We start from the raw sequence: 17,292 nt of genomic DNA on the forward strand, positions 1-17,292 counted from the left end.
CACACTCCGATGCAGCCTGCGATGGGGAGCAGGGCATCGGGCAGTTAACGTCAGGCTGACAGGACGCTGGTTGTTCAGGCTGCAGCCGGGATCACCACCAACACGGTGTTGACCATCGTTCCGGCTTGCTTAAAAGAGGCTTCCGGCAGGGTTTCGATTCTGCCACCGCGCTCTTGGATGATCCCTCGGAAACCCCTGGTCAAGGCGTCGTCCCGAAAGGTCACGCCAGACGGCATGATTGCCACCAGCCTGCCGCCGGGCTTGAGGAACTTCAGGGCATGCACAACGTGGTGAATGTCGCTGCGCTTCTTGTCGAAGGGCGGGTTCATCAGCACGCGGTCATAAACCGCTTTCGGTTCAACCTGCAGGAAGTCGCCTGGCTCAAAGACGCCGGACAATGGCAGCTTCAGATCAATGAGCGCCTTATGGTTCTCGGGGAGCAGCTCGTGCATATCGACGATCACCCCAGAGGCTGCTGCGTTGGCAGCTACTGCCAGAGCGCCGCGCCCCGCGCTTGGCTCCAGAACCATCATTCCGTCGCTGATCATAGCCAGGTCAGCCGCCTGCTTTGCCACATGCGGAGGGGTTGGGAAGAAGCCAAAGTCCTGAGGCACAGTGACTTCACCGGTCAGCAGGATATTTTCGATGGCGTCAGCGGCGTCACCGTCGAACAAGTGAGCCTTCGCCTTTGTGTTCCATTTGCCACCGGCGGCTTTAAGAGTTTTGTCGAGGCGCTGGTACAGGTTCTTTTCGAGCTGACCGCCAGTGATGAACAGCTTGTTGCCTTCGGTACGCGAGGCGCTCAACAGCGCCATCACTTCGTTTTCGACTTTCATGTGTCACTCCCGGTTGATTTCCCAGCAGCCACTCGTGGGAATGGCTGCGAGTGAAATCACACCGCGCGCTCCAGCTCGCAGCATTCCTCGTAATGAGCCATCGCAATCGGCATGTGGTAGCTGTCGAGCGGCCATTTGCTGACGATGCAGCCTTGGCCGGCCGGGTAGCGGAAAACGAAAAGCTCTTCTGCGTCCTTGTCCATCTCCATGCTCACCTGTGCACCGCTGGTGAAGGTGTCCTTGATGATCGTGGTCATGCTGTGTTCCTCCAGTGGATTCCCAATGCCGCCTCATCGAAGCGGCATCAGTGAATCTCGTGGCCAGCCAGGGCACGCTACTGGCGTCTGCTTCTGGCTATCTTCTGGTTGTTCCTCCAGCCGCGGGCCTCTCGGCATTTCTTCCCGCTGGATAACTGTTCTCGGCGCTTTACGCTGCACGCCAGGGGCAGTTGCCACCCCTCTGGACTGTTGAGGCCTGTCCATCGCTGCCTTTGAATCTGGGCCGGTGTCGATCCGGCAAGGTGTGTCGCTAAAGAGCGTCGGCCTGTGAGGGCCTCTCGAGGGGCTGCGTAGCGCCTCGGTGAATTGATATTGCCGGCGGCGATACATAAATGTCAACTCCGGCGGCGATACTTTTTTTGTGAGGCATAAAAAAACCCGCTCAAGGCGGGCTTTTATGTGGGGATTGGGGCTCAGTCTTCGGTAACGAGGTGGTAGGTTGTGTACTCCCTGCCAGCTACTTCGTCCCGGGTAGTGTGCTTGAGAGCCTGAAGCGAAACCTGCATGCCGAGGGTCAGCTTTTGGATATGTGGGTACTGCTGCTTGTTGTAATGAACCTTCGTCTTCGCATCTCGATCGTCACGGACATACAGGGCCCCTGTCTCGTTGAGCTGAGAGACACGACCCTCAACGGTCACTGCGATTGGTTTTTCAATCTGCAATACATGCAGCCGGGAATGCGCAGACCTAACGGCCTCTAGCGACCCGCCCCAGTGATAGACAGTGGAGTTAGGGGAAGGCCAGGTAAGCTCGGCACCAATCTCCTGTTTTTCGAGAGCCGCAAGAAGGTCGCTCAAGGCCCTTGCAGCTGGAGCGCCTATAGCCCTAACAAGCTCGCGAATTCGCTCCTGGGAGGGAGAGGAAAGCACATCGAAAATCTGCTCAAGGGCGCCCTCCATGAGGGAATCACCGACTGTGTCTGGTGCGATGTTCCCAGCAAACATCAGCCTCGTTGAGCCAAAGGAGAGCCCGGAAAGCCGGAGGTCAATCTCCTCAGACACACCCTCCGGTATACCCTTTTTAGGAACGGAGCCATGTCGGAGGTGGTAGGCCGCATGAGCTACAGCGCTGTTGAACTTCTCGGCAACCTTTGTAAGCAATCTCAAAGGGATGCTGCCATCCATTCTTCGGCCGATAAGTCGCAGCTCGACAACCTCATGCATCAAAGCCGCTTTCGCCTGCCTAAGGTCCTGTTGGAGCTCATCCTGATGGGAAAGCCACGAATCCAGGGAGAGCTGGATCGAGAATTTTTTGGGAGACTCCGCAAGCCTAAGCTTGTCGCGCTCAATGAACTGCCTGACCTGAGCAAGCTGGCGCTCAAGCCAATCGATTCGATTTGCTTGCTCAGTCATCAATTTAACCTCAGGGCAGCAAGCCCCTTTGGAGTGGTTTCATCACGCTGGGTACCGAATTTCTGCATCCAGAAATCCAAACCTTCCTGATCCGTGCTCTCTACTTTGAACACGTGTAGGCCAAAACGTGCGGCGGCGAAATTACTGTTCAGGAGGTTGTTGACTACCGGGAGCGCCGCCTCTGAAAGCGAGTCAACATTCTCGGGATCATAGACGACTACCAAGTCAATGTCTTGAGGATCGTCCTTAGCGCACATGAAGGACCCATCGACCCAGATCGTGCTCTTGAGGCCTGCATTTTGAAGCAGCTCAACGTACACGCTCAACCCCCCAAACAGGATGCTCCTCCGGCTTGAATTGGGGAAGCCATCGACCGTCAGGGATCTCAGTTGCTCAAGGGAGAATGGGTGGATGCCAGCAGCAAGCAGGGGCGGGTAATCAACTTTTTCTTGGCTCATCGGCGGGCATCAGTAGGTCCATTACCTGCTTGATTTTCTGAGCTTGCTCAGGCGTAAGGTCAAGCAACTGAGTAGCTACCTCATCCACCGTCTTGCGCATTTCAGGAGAGGCTTGTTGGTACTTGTCAGACTGGTAGTAGTGGGTTTTGCCGCCTACTGGTAGGGGTGCCAGCTTGGCGATCTCCTCGGCCAGGCGTGGACTGAAAGTGCTAACGGGAACAGATATCAGCCCTGCGATCACTGATGCGACCTTCGCATTGAGGGCATTGGTTCCGTTGAGGTACGAGCTGACTGAGCCCTGATTAATCCCTAGCGCATCCGCGATCTTGCCTTGAGTCAATGACTCGGCCCGTGTCTTCCCTCTGTTGAAATCGTCAACCGCTGCCTTAAGGGCAAGGCATTCGTCGATTTCCCACTGTTCAAGTGCGCGCTTCTTCATGGCGGTGATTATTCAGTGCGGCGATAAATTTTCAATCGCCGCCGGGGTTGATTTAAAAAACTCCGGCGGCGATACTTGGTCCATGACTACGCGTGGAGATCTGGCGATGCGCCGAATCACATTGGGCCAGTTTGCAAATGAGAAAGGGCAAACCAAGGCCGCTGGATTTCTTGGAATGAGCCAGAGCGCGCTCAACAAAGCCCTTCAGGTTGGCCGAGAGATTTTCGTAATCGAGAGCGATGACGGGGGCTTTAGCGCCGAAGAGATAAGGCCATTTCCATCTCAGCCCCAGCAAAAAAAATCAGCTGCCTAACAACTTTTAAACCGCAAGGAGCATTACCCCTATGGGATTCAAAGACCCCCTTACACAGCGCCGAGACCTGGCGAGGAAGGTCCGACTTTATCCGCTGCTTGATCGACAGCTTCAGCGTGCTGCTCACAAGTCCCGCCGCGAGTACGCGACCTACCTCTTTGAGATGCTCGAGTGGGCTGCTGTGAATGGCGGCATCGAAGCCCTCATGCCCGACGACCTGAAGGATATCGCGGGCTAGAGGCCCTCAGGAGGGCACGATGGAATTTTGTGAAGAGAACGTGCCACCAGAGACCAGAGCCAAGATTCATCGCCTGATGGAGGCCAGGGGCTGGACGTTTGAGGAGGCCGTTAACGAGGTCTTGCTCGAAGCAATCACGTCCGGCGCAACGGTATTCCTGGGAAGGCGAAAGGCACCGGTTCTGGAGCTGGTGGGACTGAAGAGGCCCTCTACCGGATAGGTGAGGCCCTCATCTAGGGGCTGAAGAGACCCTCATAAACAGATCAGGAGAAGGGCATGTCACCAGAAGCAATGCAGCAGGAAATCCAACTGATCTTTGCGCGGGCCTGTGCTGAGTCGCTGAAAGAGTCGGCAGGCAGCATCTTGCGTGACGAATTCAAGGAGGAGAAGGCCAGGGCTCACGGAGAAGCGTTTGCCTCGGCCTTCGTCTTTATGGCGCGCTACTTCACAGACGGAACGCCACATTAGCCGGCGGCACAGGAGCGTACATGCCAGTTGAGTAGTAGTTCCGAAGCTGGCCCTCAATAGTCGACAAGGCCTCTTTATCCAGGGTTAGGCCGTCTGAGGTGAGATTGACGAGTGCGGTTTTGAAGTAGCCGCCAGCAATGAGGGAATTCAGCGTGTCGCGAGCCATTTGCTCGACAGATTTTTCAGCCATGTCCGGTCTCCTTGGACCTTGTTGTGTGGAAGCAAAAAGCTACCACGGATGCGCCGGACACCCAATGCAACACCGCAACACCAAATCGCAGAGACAAAAAAGCCGGGTTCGCGGCCCGGCTCTCTGCAATACAAAACTCTGTAGGGGAATTATGCATATGCAGACCCAAAGTGTACAGGCCCTGCAAAGGGTCGCGCCACAAAACGACAAGCGCGATTTTGTGGCGCGGATGTCGTCGAGGGAGATCGCCGAGGTTACCCAGAAGCGCCACGACAATGTGTGGCGCACCATCGAATCGCTTCACGCCAAAGGCCTGATTGGACTCCCTCAATTTGAGGAAGTCCCAAACCCCGGGCCTGGCCCGCTTTGCATCAAGCAGTACCTGGTCGGAAAGCGCGACAGCTTCGTTGTCGTCGCCCAGCTGTCGCCAGAGTTCACTGCCGCGCTGGTGGACCGCTGGCAGCAGCTGGAGGCCCATGTCGCGAAGCCGATGCCCGCCGACCTGAGCAAGCTGGAAATCCTCCAGATGGCCCTTGAGTCGGAAAAGGCCCGCGTTCTGCTCACCGTCCAGGTCGAGGCCCAGGCCAAGAAGATCGACCACCTGGAGAACCTGTTCAAGGAGGGCATGAGCCACGTCCAATTCTGCAAGGGCCTCAATGGGGTAAACGTGATGCAGGTCGGGCACTTCCTCGAAGGCCGCAACTGGCTCTACAACGAGAGCAAGTCCGGCACCCGCTACCGCGTCGCCGCCTACGCTCGCGACAAGTACATGACCGAGCACCAGCAGGAGATCAGCCCGCACGGCCGGGAGCCCTTCATCAGCTACACGCCGATCCTCCTGCGCAAGGGCGCCGCACGCCTGTACGAGCTCTACTTGGCCGGCGATCTGCCCATGAAAAAGAACTGGGACGGCCTGCACACCCACGACAAGGCCGTGCGGGGTGCAGCATGAGTCCAGCATTCCACACCGAAGCGCACCGCGTTGCGCGCAAGCGTCACACATGCACCGAATGCCGTGGCCACATCGAGCCAGGCGACCGCTACGAGTTCGTCTCTGGTCTCTGGGAGGGCGACGTGTCGACCTACAAGACCTGCGCGGACTGCGAGACGGCGCGTGACTTCTACGTCAACGAGCTCAATTCGACCGAGTTCCGCGATGTCGAGTACGGCGCCTACTGCTACAGCGAAGTCCGCTGCGACCTGGAAGAAGCCGCGACCGAGATCCCCTCTGGCACCGGCCTGAAGTTCCGGGCGTACCGGCACGTCGTAGGCATGCGCCGCCGCGGCAACGCCGCGCGCGAGGAGCGGAATGCGGCGCTCATGCTGGTCTGCCAACAGCGGGATGCTGCCTCCTTGGAGCGTGCCCAGTGAGCGTTCAATCCATGTCCTGGGCCTTGGAGCAGCGCGACATCGTAGACGCTACTGCGCGCTACGTGCTGCTGGTCCTGGCCAACTATGCCGACAAGAACGGCCGAGGGGCTTTTCCGTCCTCCTCCAGCATCAGTGATGACACCGGCCTGTCCATCCGTACGGTGAAGTACAAGCTCGACCACCTGCTGGAAATCGGTGTGATTCGCCTTGGGAATCAGGCCATTGCCGGTGCCTATATCGACCGCCACGACCGCCGCCCGACCGTGTACGACCTGTGCATCGAACGGGGTGCACCAGCTGCACCCGGTTCCGAACGGGGTGCAAATGACGACACAACGGGGTGCAGTTCACGACACAACGGGGTGCAAACCACGACAGAACGGGGTGCAGGAGCTGCACCCAATCCATCAATAAACCATCAAGGAACCATCAAAGAACCGAAGCAGCCAGTCGCTGACGCTCCTGCGGCACCGAAGAAGGATCCTAAGTTCGACCCGATGACTGCCAAGCCGGCAAACGTCAGCGCCTCCGTATGGGCTGACTGGTGCCAGCACCGCCGCGAGATCGGCAAGCGCCTGACAAAGACGTCCTGCGAGCGCCAGGCCGCCCAGCTGGCCAAGCACCACGAACCCGACGCCGTGATCAACCAGTCGATCAGCAACGGCTGGACCGGCCTGTTCCCGGAGAAGGTGCTGCCTGGTGCGCAGCAGGGCCAGCGCCGCAACGGTCCTGACTTCAACGACACCAGCTGGGCTGATGACCTGGGGGGCTTATGAGCGCGCAACCGAAACTACGCAGCGTGACGCAGATCATGGCCACGGCCCGCAACCTGCCTGGCGAGGTCCAGACCCCGGCCAAGCAGCTTGACCCAGGCACCACCAAAGTGGTCAACGCCCTGTTCAAAGAGCTGCAGGCCATCTTCCCGGCGTGGAAGCAGGCCTGGCCCGATGACGACGCGCTGAAGGCTGCCAAGCGCAGCTGGATCAAGTCCTTCGTCGCCGCGGGCATCAACACGCTCGAGCAGATCCGCTTCGGCATCCAGAAGTGCCGGGTGCTAGGAACCGACTTCGCCCCTAGCAGTGGCAAGTTCATCAAGTTGTGCCAGCCGACCCCGGAAGAGATGGGCATTCCGCCGCTTGCGAGGGCCTTGGCAGAGGCGCTGGAGAATTTCCACCCCAGCCGGGCAGGGTCACGCGTTTGGACGCACGCAGCGGTTCGCCACGCGGCCCTGCAATGCGAAGCGCAGAACCTGGGGTCGATGGAGGTTGAGCGGGCCGAGAAGGTGTTCGCCCGGGCCTACGACATCACGATCCGCATGCTGGTCGCCGGCGAGCCGCTGGGCGACATCGCCACCGGCATTGGCCACGACAGCCAGAAGAGCGCCGCTCAGCTGGCCGACGAGTACGCCAGTCAGCGCCAGGTCCGCCTGCTGGAGATCCAGCAGATCCCAACCAGCGCCGCCGACTGCCGTGCACACCTGCTGGCCAAGTTGAACATCAAGCGCGCCGGGCAGCCGGCCGGGGAGGGGGTGTGATGAACAGAATCCACATGTGGCACCGCATGGCGTACATGGGCTTCATCATCGTGAAGTGCGGCCGGAAGGTTCGGGCCACTCAGTTCACCGACCAGCCTGAAAAGGTCACCTGCAAAGCCTGCCTCAATCGCATGGGGGTGCAGCCATGAAGACTCACTACGATCCACATCCTCATGGCGAGGAATCGGAAGAACAGGCCGTTTGCGGAACCTGGCTCGGCGACGAGAGCAACTTGTCTGGCGATTGGTCCCGCGTGGACTGCCGGCGATGCCTCAATGGCAAGGGGAAGATCACGGCATCCATCGCTGACGAAGAGCGCTTCATCGTCGAGCAGATGGGCCACATGGCAGCGCACATGCGGGAGAAGCACTGATGGACACCAACAAGATGCGCGAGCAGTTCGAGGCGTGGGAGTGTGATGCGCCGCAGGGTCCACAGACTGACCCAATGTGGCTCATGTACGACGCGGAATCGAACGCCTACGGGCTCGAAAAAATCCAGGACCGGTGGGAGGTGTGGCAGGCCTCACGCGAGGCCGTGGTGGTGGAACTGCCCAAGGTGGTTGGCTTCGAGGGCGCGTATGACTCGCACCGCGATCATGAATTCGTCCCGAGCATGAGCGACGTTGAGGATGCAGACGAGATATTCGGCCTGTGCCGCAGGGTTGAAGCCAAGGAAGTGATCGAGGCCCAGGGCCTGAAGGTGGCGCCATGATCGCTGCCTACTTCCTGATCGTTCTATTCACCGCCGGCAAGGATTCGGCTATGACCTCCGTCCCGATGGAGTCAGCCGAGGCGTGCCAGCAGGCTGCTGTGCAGGCCAAGGCTGACCTTGAGGGTGCTTTCAGCATCGTTCGCACCAGCTGCGTGAGGGGCAAGCCATGACTGAGAAGATCAGCGTCAACAGCCAGGCCAAGCTGTCCGAGGCGATCACCATGCTGACCCGCCTGTTCCGCGACAAGAAGTTCGTCGTGATCAGCATGCGCCCAGGCAAGGACCGAACCCTGGACCAGAACGCCCTGTGGTTCGCGTTCTACAAACGCATCGCGGAGATGACCCAGATCGGTGACGCGTCGGAGGCCCGCAAGTACTGCAAGCTGCACCACGGCGTGCAGATCCTGATCAACGAGGATGAGGACTACCGCGCCGCCTGGCACCGGACCACCAAACACCTCAACTACGAGGAGAAGCTCGATCTCATGGGCGACTGCAAGCTTCTGGGGCCCGACGGTTTCCCGGTGACCAGCCTGTTCAATCGCGCCCAGGGCATCGCCTACACCGAGCGCGTGGTGGCGGACTTCACCGCCCGCGGCGTGGTGTTCAGCGACCTGCTTGGGGAGGAGGCGGCATGAAGAGCCAGGAAGCAAACCTCAAGCGGAACAAAGACCAAGGCGTTTTCGCAGCGCCTGGTTGGAGAGGCATATACGGCCAGGGCCTGACCCGGCGCGGAGTGCAGTGCGTTGTTCTCGCTGCAACAGGGAAGAGTGGCAAGCAGATCGCTCGCGAGCTCGGCATTTCGCCGGGCACGGTATCCAGCAGGATGGCTGATGCCCGCCTGCACTTGAAGGCCTCCAACCGCACGGAGCTGGTCGCTAAGGCAGTTGCGGCAGGAATCATCTACGCCTCGGAGGCCGAGCCATGCGCGTAGCCCAGATCAAGCCGAAGAAGTGCAAGGCACCAGGTTGCGGCAAGCCCTTCAAACCGTCCATGTCCACGCAGAAGGTGTGCAGCATCGCCTGCGCCAAGGCCATGGCCAAAGATCCGAAGCTGCAGAAGGTCGCGGCCAAGGCCATCACCAAGCAGGCCCGCCAGGACCTCCAGGAGCGCCGGGAGAAGCTGAAGACCCGCCGCGAACACATGGCCGAGGCGCAGACCGCGTTCAATGCCTACATTCGCGAGCGTGACGCCGGCCTGCCATGCATCAGCTGCGACTCGAACCCGAGAGACCATGACCTGATCACCGGAAGCCGCTGGGACGCCGGCCATTACCGATCAGTGGGCGCTTGCCCGGAGCTTCGGTTCGAGCCGCTGAACGTCCACCGCCAGTGCGTGAAGTGCAACCGGAACCTGTCGGGCAACGCGGTCGAGTACCGCATCCGATTGGTGAAGCGCATCGGCGCCGACCAGGTTGATTGGCTCGAAGGGCCTCATAAGCCCCAGCGCCTGACCATCGAAGACCTGCAGGCCATCAAGGCCCTGTACCGCCAGAAACTCCGCGACCTCAAGAGGACAGCAGCATGACCTGGACCATCGAACAAACTGTCTGCCTGCTCCTGCTGGCCATGTTCATCAGCTCCACCTGGTGCGTCACGCGCGCCCAGCTCATCGCGAATCGCCGGAAGAAGGAGCAAGGACGATGATTTATCAAAACGTGGTATCGGCGGTGGTGCGGGCTCTGGCAGCAGAGACGATCAACAGCGCTGGCGGGTGCAGTGTCGAACCGCGAGTGCAGGCGGGCAAGCTGAAGGGGGAGATCTCCGGGAAGGACGCAGCCTTACTGGCCGACTCGATCGTGCACCGACTGCTCCATGCCCAGCTCTCCCCGCGGCACTGGAACGCCCTGGTGGCAAAGTACAGCACGCACAAGGGGCGCAAGGTCGATTCCATTGGCCGGCTGATTGCCGTCGTCCAAACCCCGGCGCCGAAGCGGTTCACTCAGCAGGCTGTGCTGGTCTGGGCGGTTCCACAGCAAACGAAGGGAATTCAGCGCAAGATCCCGCAGGTCAAGGCGCCCGATCCGCGCGAGAACGAACGGGAGGGGCAGTGGGACTGGCGCAACAGGGCGGCTGCCGCTGCGGCTGACCGCGCCAACAAGAATGCCCGGGCCTTGGCCGAGGTGAAGCCGGGGGAGATGATCGTCCTGGCTGAGTCGAACTACGACATGACCAACTGGGATTCTCAAGGCCTGACCGAGCGCACCTACCAGCGCTGGAACCGGGCCATCAAGGGCGCTCTGGAGGCGATGGTGAACGAGGCGCTGGTCGAGGCTCAGCACATGCTTGAGGCGATTGGAGTGCTATTCGACGAGGCTGCATGAAAAGGCCCTCAAAAGGGCTTGCAATATCATGTCGCCATGTCGTAAATTTGCTCCATCCTGTCATTCCTGCGCGTGTTGAGGAGTGACGCACAAAGCCCGGCCATCGTGTCGGGCTTTTTGTTGCCCGTAGGAAAGCGCATGAAGCCATCAACCGCATGGAGCCTCCTGGCGTTCGCTCTGGCCCTGGCCAGCTACACCCTGCACCGCGACATCAGCGCCAATGTCTTCCTTGGCTGCGTATTCATCATTCAGGGCCTCAAAAGGCCCGACGGTTCGGCCCAAGAGCGCCGGGCCACATTCCTGGCTGCCGCACTGAGCGCTGGCATCCTCCTTTTCGCGCTATGGGTGCTCGCCACCGGCCTCGACATCCGTGGCCCGGCACCATTCCGCTACAAACACTAAGGGACTGAACATGGCCGATGCCGCTACCCCAGCAGCTTGCACGGTTGTAGGGTTGGGCGGCATTGCCCTCGCAAGCTGCCTCCCCACGATCGACCTCAACGCTGTTGTCTGCGCCTTCGGTGGCGCGCTGCTCTTCATCCTCTGGGCGAAGGACATCAACCTGTGGCAACGCCTCGGGTACTTGCTCGTCGGCTGGATCGGCGGTTACTACGGCTCGGCCGAGATCCTGGCCCAGGCCTGGACGAAGACCAGCGGCATCGCCGCCTTCGCCTGCGGGCTGGCCACGGTCCTGGTGAGCATCAGCGTTCTGGAGTCGTTCAACACCGGCAAACTGCCGAAGTGGGTAACCGAGCTGCCAGCAGCAATTGGCAGCCTGTTCCCCAAGCGAGGGGGCCAATGACCCTAGACCAAACCATCACCCTGGCCCATGCCGGGTTCTGCGGCGGGATCTGCTTCGTCATCGCGTTCATGTACCGGCGGGGCGGATCGAGCTACAAGTTCCTGCCCAGCCTGTGCGCCTTCTGCCTGGCCTCCCTGTTCGGTCAGGAGTGGTTGAGCATCATCGGCGCGATCCTGCTGTACGGTCAGTGGCCGGTCACCTCGGTGCCCAGCACGCTGATCTTCGGGATCCTGTTCATCCTGGCGCTGCGCTCGCGCGGCAACGTGGCCCGGTTGTTCGATCAGTCCAGGCAAAGGCCGCGCGCCACAAAATAGACGTGCGCCATTTCGTGGCGCGACCACCACTCAGCCTGTGCGCAGGCCGGAGATATCCCATGAAGACCGAATACCAAGTTCGCCCGGTTACCCGATACATCGTCACGCGCTGCCAGGTCGATGAAGCGTCTGGAGCCTCCACCGCCTCGTCTGCAGTTGGCGAGTATCCGAACGGAGAGATGGCCGACACCGTCGCTGACGCAATGGTGGCAAATGATCGCCAGCGCGGCATCGACTCTTCGCGATCCCGTTACGGCCTGAGCCTGGGCGAGGTTATTTCTGGTCAGCGCATGGAGCCCGGTGAATGACGACCATCGCCTACAAGGATGGCGTAATCGCCTATGACTCCCGCCAAACCCGCAGCGGCTCCATCGTTTCCGATGACTGCCAAAAGCTAACCGTCGTGGATGGCGTCAGCTTCTTCCTGTCCGGTGCCGTGTGCGACGAGAAGGCCCTGATTGCGGCCTACTTCGGCACGCCATCGCCGGTACCTGTCGAGTGCTCGGGCTATGTGGTGGATGGCGGCAGGCTGCAGATGGTCGGCCATGACGACAAGACTGGCGTATGGCGGCAGGACCTCGACCCGGCCAACCCTGACGCGATCGGCAGCGGCTCGGCCTATGCCCTGGCAGCAATGGACATGGGCGCAAGCGCCGAAGAAGCGGTGCGCGCCGCCATGAAGCGGGATATCTACACCGGCGGGAAGGTCCGGACTATGAGGATTGACCAGCATGGAAAGGCCAGTTCCTCCAGCTGATCTCCTTGAGCTGACTGAGCTGTCGATGCTCGGCACCAGGCTCCAGCCGGCGCCCGAGGTTGGCGAGTGGGTGCAAGCCGCGATCCTCAGCGAGGCGGGAGAGCTACACAACCCTGACCATGCTCACCTGGCCGACGCACCGCTGCGCTTCCTGTGGGCGTCTGCCTGCTTTGAGAAGCAAGGTCGAACCGTGGTAGGCCAGGCCGAAGCGGTGATGTTCCGTGCAGGCGGGTGGCAGAAGGCTCGGCAAGAGCAGCAGATGATCGACTGGTTCGGCGAGGTGCCGGGCTTTGTCATCACCCTGGCTGCGGATTACTGCTCCCAGTGCTCCGACACCGAGTTCTGCGCTCTCATCGAGCACGAGCTTTACCACATAGCCCAGAAGCTAGATCAGTATGGCGCTCCCAAGTTCACCCAGGACGGCCTGCCCAGCCTTACGTTGCGTGGCCACGATGTGGAGGAGTTCGTCGGCGTGGTCCGCCGCTACGGTGCCAGCCATGACGTACAGCAGCTGATCGACGCTGCAAGCCGGCCGCCTGAGGTGGCCAAGATCAACATTTCGAGGGCCTGCGGAACCTGTCTGCTCAAGTCGGCGTGATTCTGGACAGGCTCTGGACGGATGACAGCCTATGGCAGCCCTCAGCAATGACGTGAAGGCCTTTATCGTTCAGGCCCTGGCTTGCTTCGACACGCCTTCACAGGTGGTAGAGGCAGTCCAGAAAGAATTCAGCATCGCAGTGACCCGCCAGCAGGTGGAGACGCACGATCCCACCAAGTACTCCGGCAAAGGCCTGGCGAAGCGTTGGGTGACTCTATTCGAGGACACTCGCAAGCGGTTCCGGGAGGAGACGGCGGACATTCCCATCGCCAATCGGGCGTTTCGCCTGCGCGGCCTTGGGCGAATGGCTGAGAAGGCCGAGAACATGCGCAACCTCGCTTTGACTGCCCAGCTTTACGAGCAGGCTGCCAAGGAATGCGGTGACATGTACGTCAACCGCAAAATCGAACCCGGCAAGCCCCTGGGCTCCCAGGCGGACCAGCAGCACGCTGTTGCTGAGTACAAGCTGGAGCCAGACGAGAATGTCCCCGCTACCCCGTACCTTTGAGGCGCCGGTCAAGCTGACGCCGAAGCAAGCGAACATCTACGTGTGGGGCTTTCAGCGTAATGCCCGCTTCCGCGATGCGGTCTGCGGTCGTCGATTCGGCAAGACCTTCCTCGGAAAGGCGGAGATGCGCCGTGCGGCCAGGTTGGCTGCCGAGTGGGGCGTCAGTGTCGAGGACGAGATCTGGTACGCGGCCCCGACGCAGAAGCAGGCCCGCCGGGTGTTCTGGCGCCGGCTGAAGCAGGCCATCCCCCGAGAGTGGCGTGAGTGCAAGCCGAACGAGTCGGACATGCTGATCACGCTCAAGAGCGGCCACCTGATCCGATGTGTAGGCCTGGAGAACTACGACGACCTACGTGGTTCCGGCCTGTTCTTCGTGCTGGTGGACGAATGGGCGGATTGCAAGTGGGCGGCCTGGGAGGAAGTGCTGCGACCAATGCTGTCGACGTGTGAGTACGTCATACCCGGTGTCGGAATGCTCAAGGGTGGTCACGCGCTACGCATCGGCACCCCTAAGGGCTTCAACCACTGTTTCGACACCTACCGCGACGGCCAGGCCGATGGCGAGCCGGACCACAAGAGCTGGCTCTACACCTCGTTGCAGGGCGGCAACGTCCCGGCCGAGGAGCTGGACGCGGCGCGCCGCAAGATGGACCCGCGGACGTTCCGCCAGGAGTACGAGGCCAGCTTCGAGAACTATGCCGGCGTCGTCTACTACACCTTCAGTCGCAGCGAGAGCCGTACCAGCGAGCGCATCAAGCCAGGCGAGGCCCTGCACATCGGCATGGACTTCAACGTCATGAAGATGGCCGCGGTGGTCTACGTGGTTCGCGATGGCTTGCCGCTGGCGCTGGATGAATTTCACTCGGTGCGCGACACGCCGGAAATGATCGAGAAGATCCAGGCGCGCTTTCCCGGTCACGGCATCGCAGTCTATCCCGACGCCAGCGGCCATAACACGAGCAGCAAGAACGCCAGCGAATCCGACCTGTCCCTGCTGCGCAAAGCTGGCTTCGCGGTGATCGTGGACAGCCAGAACCCAGGCGTTAAAGACCGGGTGAACTCGGTCAACGCCATGCTTATGAACGCCTACGGCGAGCGCCGGCTGAAGGTCAACATCGACCAATGCCCGCAACTTACCCTGTGCCTCGAGCGGCAGACCTATGACAAGCATGGCGAACCCGACAAGGACCCGAAGAAGGGTCATGACCACATGAACGACGCCGCCGGCTACTTCATCGCCAAGCGATACCCGATCAACGTGGCAACGGCCACAAGTCAATCCCTGAGAATGTGACCATGAGCGATAACCCGAGCATCACGCTGCCCGCTGTCGACGCGATGCGCGCCTACTGGGCCGTGATCTCGCCGCTCATGGGCGGAACCATGGCGATGCGGGCGGCGGGGAAGGTCCTGCTGCCGCAGTATCCCGCCGAAGATGACGAATCCTACCGGGAGCGTCTGCGCCTCTCGACGCTGCTGCCGGCCTATTCCGAGACGGTAGGCAACATGACCTCGCGGGTGTTCGCCGAGCCGCTTCAGGTGGGTGACGATGTGCCAGAGACCATTGTTGAGATGGCCAAGGACATCGATCACGCCGGCAACGACCTCAACTCCTGGGCGGTCGGTTTCTTCACCGAGGGGCTGAGCCACGGCCTGTGCCATGCCTTCGTCGATCACCCGCCAGCGGGAGAGTTGAAGACCCAGGCTGACGAGCAGGCCGCCGGTGTGCGTCCCTACGTCGTGCTGGTAAAGCCTGAGCAGGTGTTGGGCTGGCGCTCCAAGGGCGGCGTGCTGACCATGGTCCGCTATATCGAGTTGGTCGAGGAGGAGGATGGGGACTTTGGCGCCAAGTGCGTCGAGCAGATTCGCGTGCTGGAGCCTGGCTCTTGGCGAACCTATCGCAGGTCGGCCAAGGCCGCACGGGGCAAGCAGGCCTCAGTTGGCGGCACCTGGGAGCCGCACAAAGAGGGCACCAACAGCCTGACCGCGATCCCTTGGGTTACCTTCTACACCGGCCGCACCGGCTTCATGACGGCCAAGCCGCCGCTGATCGAGCTGGCGCACCTGAACGTGAAGCACTGGCAGAGTCAGAGCGACCAGGACAACATCCTGCATGTCATTCGCGTGCCGATCCTGGTGCGCATCGGCATCCAGACCCAGTACGACAACCAAGGGAAGATCGTCCCGCCAGAGTTCAAGGTTGGCACCGGCCAGCTGACCGACCTGCCCAAGGATGGCGACCTCAAGTACGTCGAGCACACCGGACAGGCCGTTGAGTCCGGTCGAACCGCGCTGCAAGACCTGATCGGTGAGATGCGCATGGCCGGGGCCAAGCTGCTGACCCCGGACAAAACGGCTACCAAGACCGCCACACAGGCGGAGGAGGAGGCTGCTCAGGAGTTGTCCCCGCTGGCGCGCATGGCGCACCACTTCGCTGACTGCCTGGCTCAGTTGCTCCAGTTCATGGCCGACTACCGCGACCTGGGCGAGGGCGGCACGGTCGAGATGCGCGGCAACTTCGACGTCGACTACATGCCAGAAGTGTCGCTGCCGACGCTGGTATCCATGGCAAATGCCGGGATGATCAGCAAGGAGACGCTGTTCACCGAGATGCAGCGTCGCGGCGTGATCAGCGACGAATACGACTGGGAAGAGGAACTGGCGAAGATTGAGGCCCAGGGCCCGGCCCTCGGTACGCTGTGATGAAGACGGCCAACGAGAAGCTTCTGAACGAGCTGATCGGGCATGAGGTCGACCTATCCAGGCTGAGCAACAGCCAGGTTGTGACGATCATCAAGATCTTGAACAGCAAGGACGCCGACCTGCGCGCTGCGCTGATCGAGGCTATCGACAACCTCGGCACCGACCTATCAGCCGCAGCTGTCGATATCGCCCTATCAGCGGTTCTGCGGATCAACCAGCAGACCTTCATCGAGATTCGCCTGGCCATGGACCAGGTGACCGACGGACTGATCAGCTACGAGCTGGCGTTCCAGCAGAGCGCGTTGCGGGCCGTTCTCCCAGCCCTGGTGCAGGAGGTATACCCGGTCGTCTCCCCGGCGTTCAGCGCTGTGAGGGCGATCGTCCAGGCTCGACCATTCCAGGGGCGCCTGCTGAGGGAGTGGATGGCCGGCATCGAGTCCAGCCGTGCTGCCGCAGTGCGCGATGCCGTGCGCTCTGGCGTTGTCGAGGGGCGCACCACTTCGGAGATCGTCCGCACGGTCATGGGCAGCCGGGTGCAGCAATACGCCGACGGGGCCCTTCAGAAGTCCAGGCGCGAAGTTGAGGCGGTGGTGCGGTCTGCGGTATCCCATACGGCCGAAACAGCTAGCGACGCAGCGTACGAGGCGAACAGCGACATCATCAACCATGTCGAGTGGCTCAGTACGCTGGACAACCACACGTCATCCGACTGCCGGATCCGCGACCGGCTGCCCTACACCCTGGGCACCTACAAGCCCATCGGCCACACGATCCCGTGGCTGGCCGGGCCTGGGCGTATCCACTTCTGCTGTCGATCCTCCAAGGTTCCGGTGCTCAAGAGCGCCAAGGCCCTGGGCTTCAGCGACGGCGCGACACGGGCGAGCATGGATGGCCAGGTGCCAGAGTCGACCACCTACGCCGAATGGCTCGGCAAGCAGTCGGCAGCGCGCCAGGACGAGATCCTTGGCCCGGAGCGTGGTCGGCTGATGCGTGAGGGTGGGCTGAAGCTCAGCACGTTCTACAACGACAAGGGAAAGCTCCTCACGCTTGCGGAGCTGCAGGAGCGGCTCACGTAATACCGCGCCACGAATCCATCA

At 61.1% G+C, this 17,292-nt stretch carries 32 protein-coding genes; 26 read left to right on the top strand and 6 right to left on the bottom strand.

Translation table 11 applies throughout. The features are described from left to right. Nucleotides 1–74 precede the first annotated feature (74 nt). From CCOS191_RS09310 to CCOS191_RS26785, 5 genes are all read right to left on the bottom strand, one after another. Nucleotides 75–836 carry a class I SAM-dependent methyltransferase gene (locus tag CCOS191_RS09310; RefSeq protein WP_046854935.1) on the bottom strand — a complete coding sequence of 254 codons (762 nt, stop codon included), beginning with the start codon at nucleotides 834–836 and terminating at the stop codon, nucleotides 75–77. A 56-nt stretch (nucleotides 837–892) separates the two neighbouring features. Beyond that, nucleotides 893–1,093, bottom strand: a complete 201-nt coding sequence (locus tag CCOS191_RS09315; RefSeq protein WP_046854936.1) for a hypothetical protein — start codon at nucleotides 1,091–1,093, stop codon at nucleotides 893–895. Nucleotides 1,094–1,527: 434 nt separating this feature from the next. Beyond that, nucleotides 1,528–2,466, bottom strand: coding sequence for a hypothetical protein (locus tag CCOS191_RS09320; RefSeq protein WP_046854937.1), 939 nt, complete (start codon nucleotides 2,464–2,466; stop codon nucleotides 1,528–1,530). Further along, nucleotides 2,466–2,924 carry a DUF6932 family protein gene (locus CCOS191_RS09325; protein WP_046854938.1) on the bottom strand — a complete coding sequence of 153 codons (459 nt, stop codon included), beginning with the start codon at nucleotides 2,922–2,924 and terminating at the stop codon, nucleotides 2,466–2,468. Before CCOS191_RS09325 ends, CCOS191_RS09320 begins: the two co-directional genes overlap by 1 nt. Continuing rightward, nucleotides 2,905–3,363 (bottom strand): helix-turn-helix domain-containing protein, encoded by a 459-nt coding sequence (locus CCOS191_RS26785; protein ID WP_052752584.1) that lies wholly within the window; start codon nucleotides 3,361–3,363, stop codon nucleotides 2,905–2,907. The genes CCOS191_RS09325 and CCOS191_RS26785 overlap by 20 nt, the downstream gene beginning before the upstream one ends. On the opposite strand from CCOS191_RS26785, the gene CCOS191_RS09335 reads away from it, so the two are divergent. The 3 genes from CCOS191_RS09335 (at nucleotide 3,362) to CCOS191_RS09350 (ending at nucleotide 4,382) form a co-directional block, all read left to right on the top strand. Next, on the top strand, nucleotides 3,362–3,676 hold the full coding sequence (locus CCOS191_RS09335; protein WP_331711969.1) for a Cro/CI family transcriptional regulator: 315 nt from the start codon (nucleotides 3,362–3,364) through the stop codon (nucleotides 3,674–3,676). The two genes, CCOS191_RS26785 and CCOS191_RS09335, sit on opposite strands and share 2 nt — an antisense overlap. A gap of 31 nt (nucleotides 3,677–3,707) precedes the next feature. Then, nucleotides 3,708–3,914, top strand: a complete 207-nt coding sequence (locus CCOS191_RS09340) for a hypothetical protein (RefSeq protein ID WP_046854939.1) — start codon at nucleotides 3,708–3,710, stop codon at nucleotides 3,912–3,914. A gap of 276 nt (nucleotides 3,915–4,190) precedes the next feature. Then, nucleotides 4,191–4,382, top strand: coding sequence for a hypothetical protein (locus tag CCOS191_RS09350; RefSeq protein ID WP_046854941.1), 192 nt, complete (start codon nucleotides 4,191–4,193; stop codon nucleotides 4,380–4,382). Here CCOS191_RS09350 and CCOS191_RS26790 read toward each other — a convergent pair. After that, complete coding sequence (locus CCOS191_RS26790) at nucleotides 4,360–4,572, bottom strand: hypothetical protein (RefSeq protein WP_052752585.1); 213 nt, start codon at nucleotides 4,570–4,572, stop codon at nucleotides 4,360–4,362. The genes CCOS191_RS09350 and CCOS191_RS26790 overlap by 23 nt on opposite strands. A gap of 151 nt (nucleotides 4,573–4,723) precedes the next feature. Between CCOS191_RS26790 and CCOS191_RS09355 the strand changes: the two genes are divergently transcribed. The 23 genes from CCOS191_RS09355 to CCOS191_RS09450 all read left to right on the top strand — a co-directional run bounded on the left by CCOS191_RS09355 (nucleotide 4,724) and on the right by CCOS191_RS09450 (nucleotide 17,271). Beyond that, nucleotides 4,724–5,524 (top strand): Rha family transcriptional regulator, encoded by an 801-nt coding sequence (locus CCOS191_RS09355; RefSeq protein ID WP_046857728.1) that lies wholly within the window; start codon nucleotides 4,724–4,726, stop codon nucleotides 5,522–5,524. Next, nucleotides 5,521–5,943: a hypothetical protein gene (locus tag CCOS191_RS09360; protein ID WP_046854942.1), complete on the top strand. Its 423-nt coding sequence runs from the start codon at nucleotides 5,521–5,523 to the stop codon at nucleotides 5,941–5,943. The genes CCOS191_RS09355 and CCOS191_RS09360 overlap by 4 nt, the downstream gene beginning before the upstream one ends. After that, nucleotides 5,940–6,719, top strand: a complete 780-nt coding sequence (locus CCOS191_RS09365) for a helix-turn-helix domain-containing protein (RefSeq protein WP_046854943.1) — start codon at nucleotides 5,940–5,942, stop codon at nucleotides 6,717–6,719. Before CCOS191_RS09360 ends, CCOS191_RS09365 begins: the two co-directional genes overlap by 4 nt. Beyond that, the gene (locus CCOS191_RS09370; protein ID WP_046854944.1) at nucleotides 6,716–7,477 is read left to right on the top strand and encodes a replication protein P; all 762 of its coding nucleotides are present in this window, start codon (nucleotides 6,716–6,718) and stop codon (nucleotides 7,475–7,477) included. Before CCOS191_RS09365 ends, CCOS191_RS09370 begins: the two co-directional genes overlap by 4 nt. Continuing rightward, nucleotides 7,477–7,626 (top strand): hypothetical protein, encoded by a 150-nt coding sequence (locus tag CCOS191_RS27855; protein ID WP_156177524.1) that lies wholly within the window; start codon nucleotides 7,477–7,479, stop codon nucleotides 7,624–7,626. Before CCOS191_RS09370 ends, CCOS191_RS27855 begins: the two co-directional genes overlap by 1 nt. Beyond that, nucleotides 7,623–7,850, top strand: a complete 228-nt coding sequence (locus tag CCOS191_RS09375) for a hypothetical protein (RefSeq protein WP_046854945.1) — start codon at nucleotides 7,623–7,625, stop codon at nucleotides 7,848–7,850. The genes CCOS191_RS27855 and CCOS191_RS09375 overlap by 4 nt, the downstream gene beginning before the upstream one ends. Continuing rightward, a complete protein-coding gene (locus CCOS191_RS09380) occupies nucleotides 7,850–8,191 on the top strand; it encodes a hypothetical protein (RefSeq protein WP_046854946.1) in 342 nt (113 codons plus the stop codon). The genes CCOS191_RS09375 and CCOS191_RS09380 overlap by 1 nt, the downstream gene beginning before the upstream one ends. Next, entirely contained in the window at nucleotides 8,188–8,361 is a 174-nt protein-coding gene (locus CCOS191_RS27860) for a hypothetical protein (protein ID WP_156177525.1), read from the top strand. Before CCOS191_RS09380 ends, CCOS191_RS27860 begins: the two co-directional genes overlap by 4 nt. Further along, nucleotides 8,358–8,828 carry a hypothetical protein gene (locus CCOS191_RS09385; protein ID WP_046854947.1) on the top strand — a complete coding sequence of 157 codons (471 nt, stop codon included), beginning with the start codon at nucleotides 8,358–8,360 and terminating at the stop codon, nucleotides 8,826–8,828. Before CCOS191_RS27860 ends, CCOS191_RS09385 begins: the two co-directional genes overlap by 4 nt. Continuing rightward, complete coding sequence (locus CCOS191_RS09390; protein WP_046854948.1) at nucleotides 8,825–9,124, top strand: response regulator transcription factor; 300 nt, start codon at nucleotides 8,825–8,827, stop codon at nucleotides 9,122–9,124. The genes CCOS191_RS09385 and CCOS191_RS09390 overlap by 4 nt, the downstream gene beginning before the upstream one ends. Beyond that, on the top strand, nucleotides 9,115–9,717 hold the full coding sequence (locus tag CCOS191_RS09395) for a recombination protein NinG (RefSeq protein ID WP_046854949.1): 603 nt from the start codon (nucleotides 9,115–9,117) through the stop codon (nucleotides 9,715–9,717). Before CCOS191_RS09390 ends, CCOS191_RS09395 begins: the two co-directional genes overlap by 10 nt. Further along, nucleotides 9,714–9,836, top strand: a complete 123-nt coding sequence (locus tag CCOS191_RS28525; protein WP_269451414.1) for a hypothetical protein — start codon at nucleotides 9,714–9,716, stop codon at nucleotides 9,834–9,836. Before CCOS191_RS09395 ends, CCOS191_RS28525 begins: the two co-directional genes overlap by 4 nt. Then, nucleotides 9,833–10,513, top strand: coding sequence for a hypothetical protein (locus tag CCOS191_RS09400; protein WP_046854950.1), 681 nt, complete (start codon nucleotides 9,833–9,835; stop codon nucleotides 10,511–10,513). Before CCOS191_RS28525 ends, CCOS191_RS09400 begins: the two co-directional genes overlap by 4 nt. A gap of 138 nt (nucleotides 10,514–10,651) precedes the next feature. After that, the gene (locus tag CCOS191_RS09405; protein WP_046854951.1) at nucleotides 10,652–10,915 is read left to right on the top strand and encodes a hypothetical protein; all 264 of its coding nucleotides are present in this window, start codon (nucleotides 10,652–10,654) and stop codon (nucleotides 10,913–10,915) included. A gap of 10 nt (nucleotides 10,916–10,925) precedes the next feature. Continuing rightward, nucleotides 10,926–11,315 (top strand): putative holin, encoded by a 390-nt coding sequence (locus CCOS191_RS09410; RefSeq protein WP_046854952.1) that lies wholly within the window; start codon nucleotides 10,926–10,928, stop codon nucleotides 11,313–11,315. Beyond that, on the top strand, nucleotides 11,312–11,629 hold the full coding sequence (locus CCOS191_RS09415) for a phage holin family protein (RefSeq protein WP_046854953.1): 318 nt from the start codon (nucleotides 11,312–11,314) through the stop codon (nucleotides 11,627–11,629). The genes CCOS191_RS09410 and CCOS191_RS09415 overlap by 4 nt, the downstream gene beginning before the upstream one ends. Before the next feature lie 59 nt (nucleotides 11,630–11,688). After that, nucleotides 11,689–11,937 (top strand): hypothetical protein, encoded by a 249-nt coding sequence (locus tag CCOS191_RS09420; protein ID WP_046854954.1) that lies wholly within the window; start codon nucleotides 11,689–11,691, stop codon nucleotides 11,935–11,937. After that, nucleotides 11,934–12,386 (top strand): proteasome subunit beta, encoded by a 453-nt coding sequence (locus CCOS191_RS09425; RefSeq protein WP_046854955.1) that lies wholly within the window; start codon nucleotides 11,934–11,936, stop codon nucleotides 12,384–12,386. The genes CCOS191_RS09420 and CCOS191_RS09425 overlap by 4 nt, the downstream gene beginning before the upstream one ends. Next, entirely contained in the window at nucleotides 12,361–12,984 is a 624-nt protein-coding gene (locus CCOS191_RS09430) for a putative metallopeptidase (RefSeq protein ID WP_046854956.1), read from the top strand. The genes CCOS191_RS09425 and CCOS191_RS09430 overlap by 26 nt, the downstream gene beginning before the upstream one ends. Nucleotides 12,985–13,015: 31 nt before the next feature. Then, nucleotides 13,016–13,492, top strand: a complete 477-nt coding sequence (locus CCOS191_RS09435; RefSeq protein ID WP_046854957.1) for a DUF2280 domain-containing protein — start codon at nucleotides 13,016–13,018, stop codon at nucleotides 13,490–13,492. Next, nucleotides 13,467–14,786: a phage terminase large subunit family protein gene (locus CCOS191_RS09440; RefSeq protein WP_046854958.1), complete on the top strand. Its 1,320-nt coding sequence runs from the start codon at nucleotides 13,467–13,469 to the stop codon at nucleotides 14,784–14,786. Before CCOS191_RS09435 ends, CCOS191_RS09440 begins: the two co-directional genes overlap by 26 nt. A 2-nt stretch (nucleotides 14,787–14,788) precedes the next feature. Next, nucleotides 14,789–16,195, top strand: a complete 1,407-nt coding sequence (locus tag CCOS191_RS09445) for a DUF4055 domain-containing protein (protein ID WP_046854959.1) — start codon at nucleotides 14,789–14,791, stop codon at nucleotides 16,193–16,195. Beyond that, entirely contained in the window at nucleotides 16,195–17,271 is a 1,077-nt protein-coding gene (locus CCOS191_RS09450) for a hypothetical protein (RefSeq protein WP_046854960.1), read from the top strand. Before CCOS191_RS09445 ends, CCOS191_RS09450 begins: the two co-directional genes overlap by 1 nt. Nucleotides 17,272–17,292 lie beyond the last annotated feature (21 nt).

Origin of the sequence: Pseudomonas sp. CCOS 191 (assembly GCF_001007005.1) — a bacterium.
Lineage (GTDB): Bacteria > Pseudomonadota > Gammaproteobacteria > Pseudomonadales > Pseudomonadaceae > Aquipseudomonas > Aquipseudomonas soli.

Excerpts from the sequence above, each read along its gene's own strand:
- CCOS191_RS09310 (WP_046854935.1), bottom strand. The coding sequence starts at position 836 with ATGAAAGTCGAAAACGAAGTGATGGCGCTGTTGAGCGCCTCGCGTACC.
- CCOS191_RS09450 (WP_046854960.1), top strand. The coding sequence starts at position 16,195 with ATGAAGACGGCCAACGAGAAGCTTCTGAACGAGCTGATCGGGCATGAG.
- CCOS191_RS09390 (WP_046854948.1), top strand. The coding sequence starts at position 8,825 with ATGAAGAGCCAGGAAGCAAACCTCAAGCGGAACAAAGACCAAGGCGTT.
- CCOS191_RS09410 (WP_046854952.1), top strand. The coding sequence starts at position 10,926 with ATGGCCGATGCCGCTACCCCAGCAGCTTGCACGGTTGTAGGGTTGGGC.
- CCOS191_RS09415 (WP_046854953.1), top strand. The coding sequence starts at position 11,312 with ATGACCCTAGACCAAACCATCACCCTGGCCCATGCCGGGTTCTGCGGC.
- CCOS191_RS26790 (WP_052752585.1), bottom strand. The coding sequence starts at position 4,572 with ATGGCTGAAAAATCTGTCGAGCAAATGGCTCGCGACACGCTGAATTCC.
- CCOS191_RS09375 (WP_046854945.1), top strand. The coding sequence starts at position 7,623 with ATGAAGACTCACTACGATCCACATCCTCATGGCGAGGAATCGGAAGAA.
- CCOS191_RS09340 (WP_046854939.1), top strand. The coding sequence starts at position 3,708 with ATGGGATTCAAAGACCCCCTTACACAGCGCCGAGACCTGGCGAGGAAG.
- CCOS191_RS09440 (WP_046854958.1), top strand. The coding sequence starts at position 13,467 with ATGTCCCCGCTACCCCGTACCTTTGAGGCGCCGGTCAAGCTGACGCCG.
- CCOS191_RS09420 (WP_046854954.1), top strand. The coding sequence starts at position 11,689 with ATGAAGACCGAATACCAAGTTCGCCCGGTTACCCGATACATCGTCACG.
- CCOS191_RS27860 (WP_156177525.1), top strand. The coding sequence starts at position 8,188 with ATGATCGCTGCCTACTTCCTGATCGTTCTATTCACCGCCGGCAAGGAT.
- CCOS191_RS09405 (WP_046854951.1), top strand. The coding sequence starts at position 10,652 with ATGAAGCCATCAACCGCATGGAGCCTCCTGGCGTTCGCTCTGGCCCTG.
- CCOS191_RS09335 (WP_331711969.1), top strand. The coding sequence starts at position 3,362 with ATGGCGGTGATTATTCAGTGCGGCGATAAATTTTCAATCGCCGCCGGG.
- CCOS191_RS28525 (WP_269451414.1), top strand. The coding sequence starts at position 9,714 with ATGACCTGGACCATCGAACAAACTGTCTGCCTGCTCCTGCTGGCCATG.
- CCOS191_RS09400 (WP_046854950.1), top strand. The coding sequence starts at position 9,833 with ATGATTTATCAAAACGTGGTATCGGCGGTGGTGCGGGCTCTGGCAGCA.
- CCOS191_RS09385 (WP_046854947.1), top strand. The coding sequence starts at position 8,358 with ATGACTGAGAAGATCAGCGTCAACAGCCAGGCCAAGCTGTCCGAGGCG.
- CCOS191_RS09395 (WP_046854949.1), top strand. The coding sequence starts at position 9,115 with ATGCGCGTAGCCCAGATCAAGCCGAAGAAGTGCAAGGCACCAGGTTGC.
- CCOS191_RS09360 (WP_046854942.1), top strand. The coding sequence starts at position 5,521 with ATGAGTCCAGCATTCCACACCGAAGCGCACCGCGTTGCGCGCAAGCGT.
- CCOS191_RS26785 (WP_052752584.1), bottom strand. The coding sequence starts at position 3,363 with ATGAAGAAGCGCGCACTTGAACAGTGGGAAATCGACGAATGCCTTGCC.
- CCOS191_RS09430 (WP_046854956.1), top strand. The coding sequence starts at position 12,361 with ATGGAAAGGCCAGTTCCTCCAGCTGATCTCCTTGAGCTGACTGAGCTG.
- CCOS191_RS09320 (WP_046854937.1), bottom strand. The coding sequence starts at position 2,466 with ATGACTGAGCAAGCAAATCGAATCGATTGGCTTGAGCGCCAGCTTGCT.
- CCOS191_RS09425 (WP_046854955.1), top strand. The coding sequence starts at position 11,934 with ATGACGACCATCGCCTACAAGGATGGCGTAATCGCCTATGACTCCCGC.
- CCOS191_RS09380 (WP_046854946.1), top strand. The coding sequence starts at position 7,850 with ATGGACACCAACAAGATGCGCGAGCAGTTCGAGGCGTGGGAGTGTGAT.
- CCOS191_RS27855 (WP_156177524.1), top strand. The coding sequence starts at position 7,477 with ATGAACAGAATCCACATGTGGCACCGCATGGCGTACATGGGCTTCATC.
- CCOS191_RS09325 (WP_046854938.1), bottom strand. The coding sequence starts at position 2,924 with ATGAGCCAAGAAAAAGTTGATTACCCGCCCCTGCTTGCTGCTGGCATC.
- CCOS191_RS09445 (WP_046854959.1), top strand. The coding sequence starts at position 14,789 with ATGAGCGATAACCCGAGCATCACGCTGCCCGCTGTCGACGCGATGCGC.
- CCOS191_RS09435 (WP_046854957.1), top strand. The coding sequence starts at position 13,016 with ATGGCAGCCCTCAGCAATGACGTGAAGGCCTTTATCGTTCAGGCCCTG.
- CCOS191_RS09350 (WP_046854941.1), top strand. The coding sequence starts at position 4,191 with ATGTCACCAGAAGCAATGCAGCAGGAAATCCAACTGATCTTTGCGCGG.
- CCOS191_RS09370 (WP_046854944.1), top strand. The coding sequence starts at position 6,716 with ATGAGCGCGCAACCGAAACTACGCAGCGTGACGCAGATCATGGCCACG.
- CCOS191_RS09355 (WP_046857728.1), top strand. The coding sequence starts at position 4,724 with ATGCATATGCAGACCCAAAGTGTACAGGCCCTGCAAAGGGTCGCGCCA.
- CCOS191_RS09315 (WP_046854936.1), bottom strand. The coding sequence starts at position 1,093 with ATGACCACGATCATCAAGGACACCTTCACCAGCGGTGCACAGGTGAGC.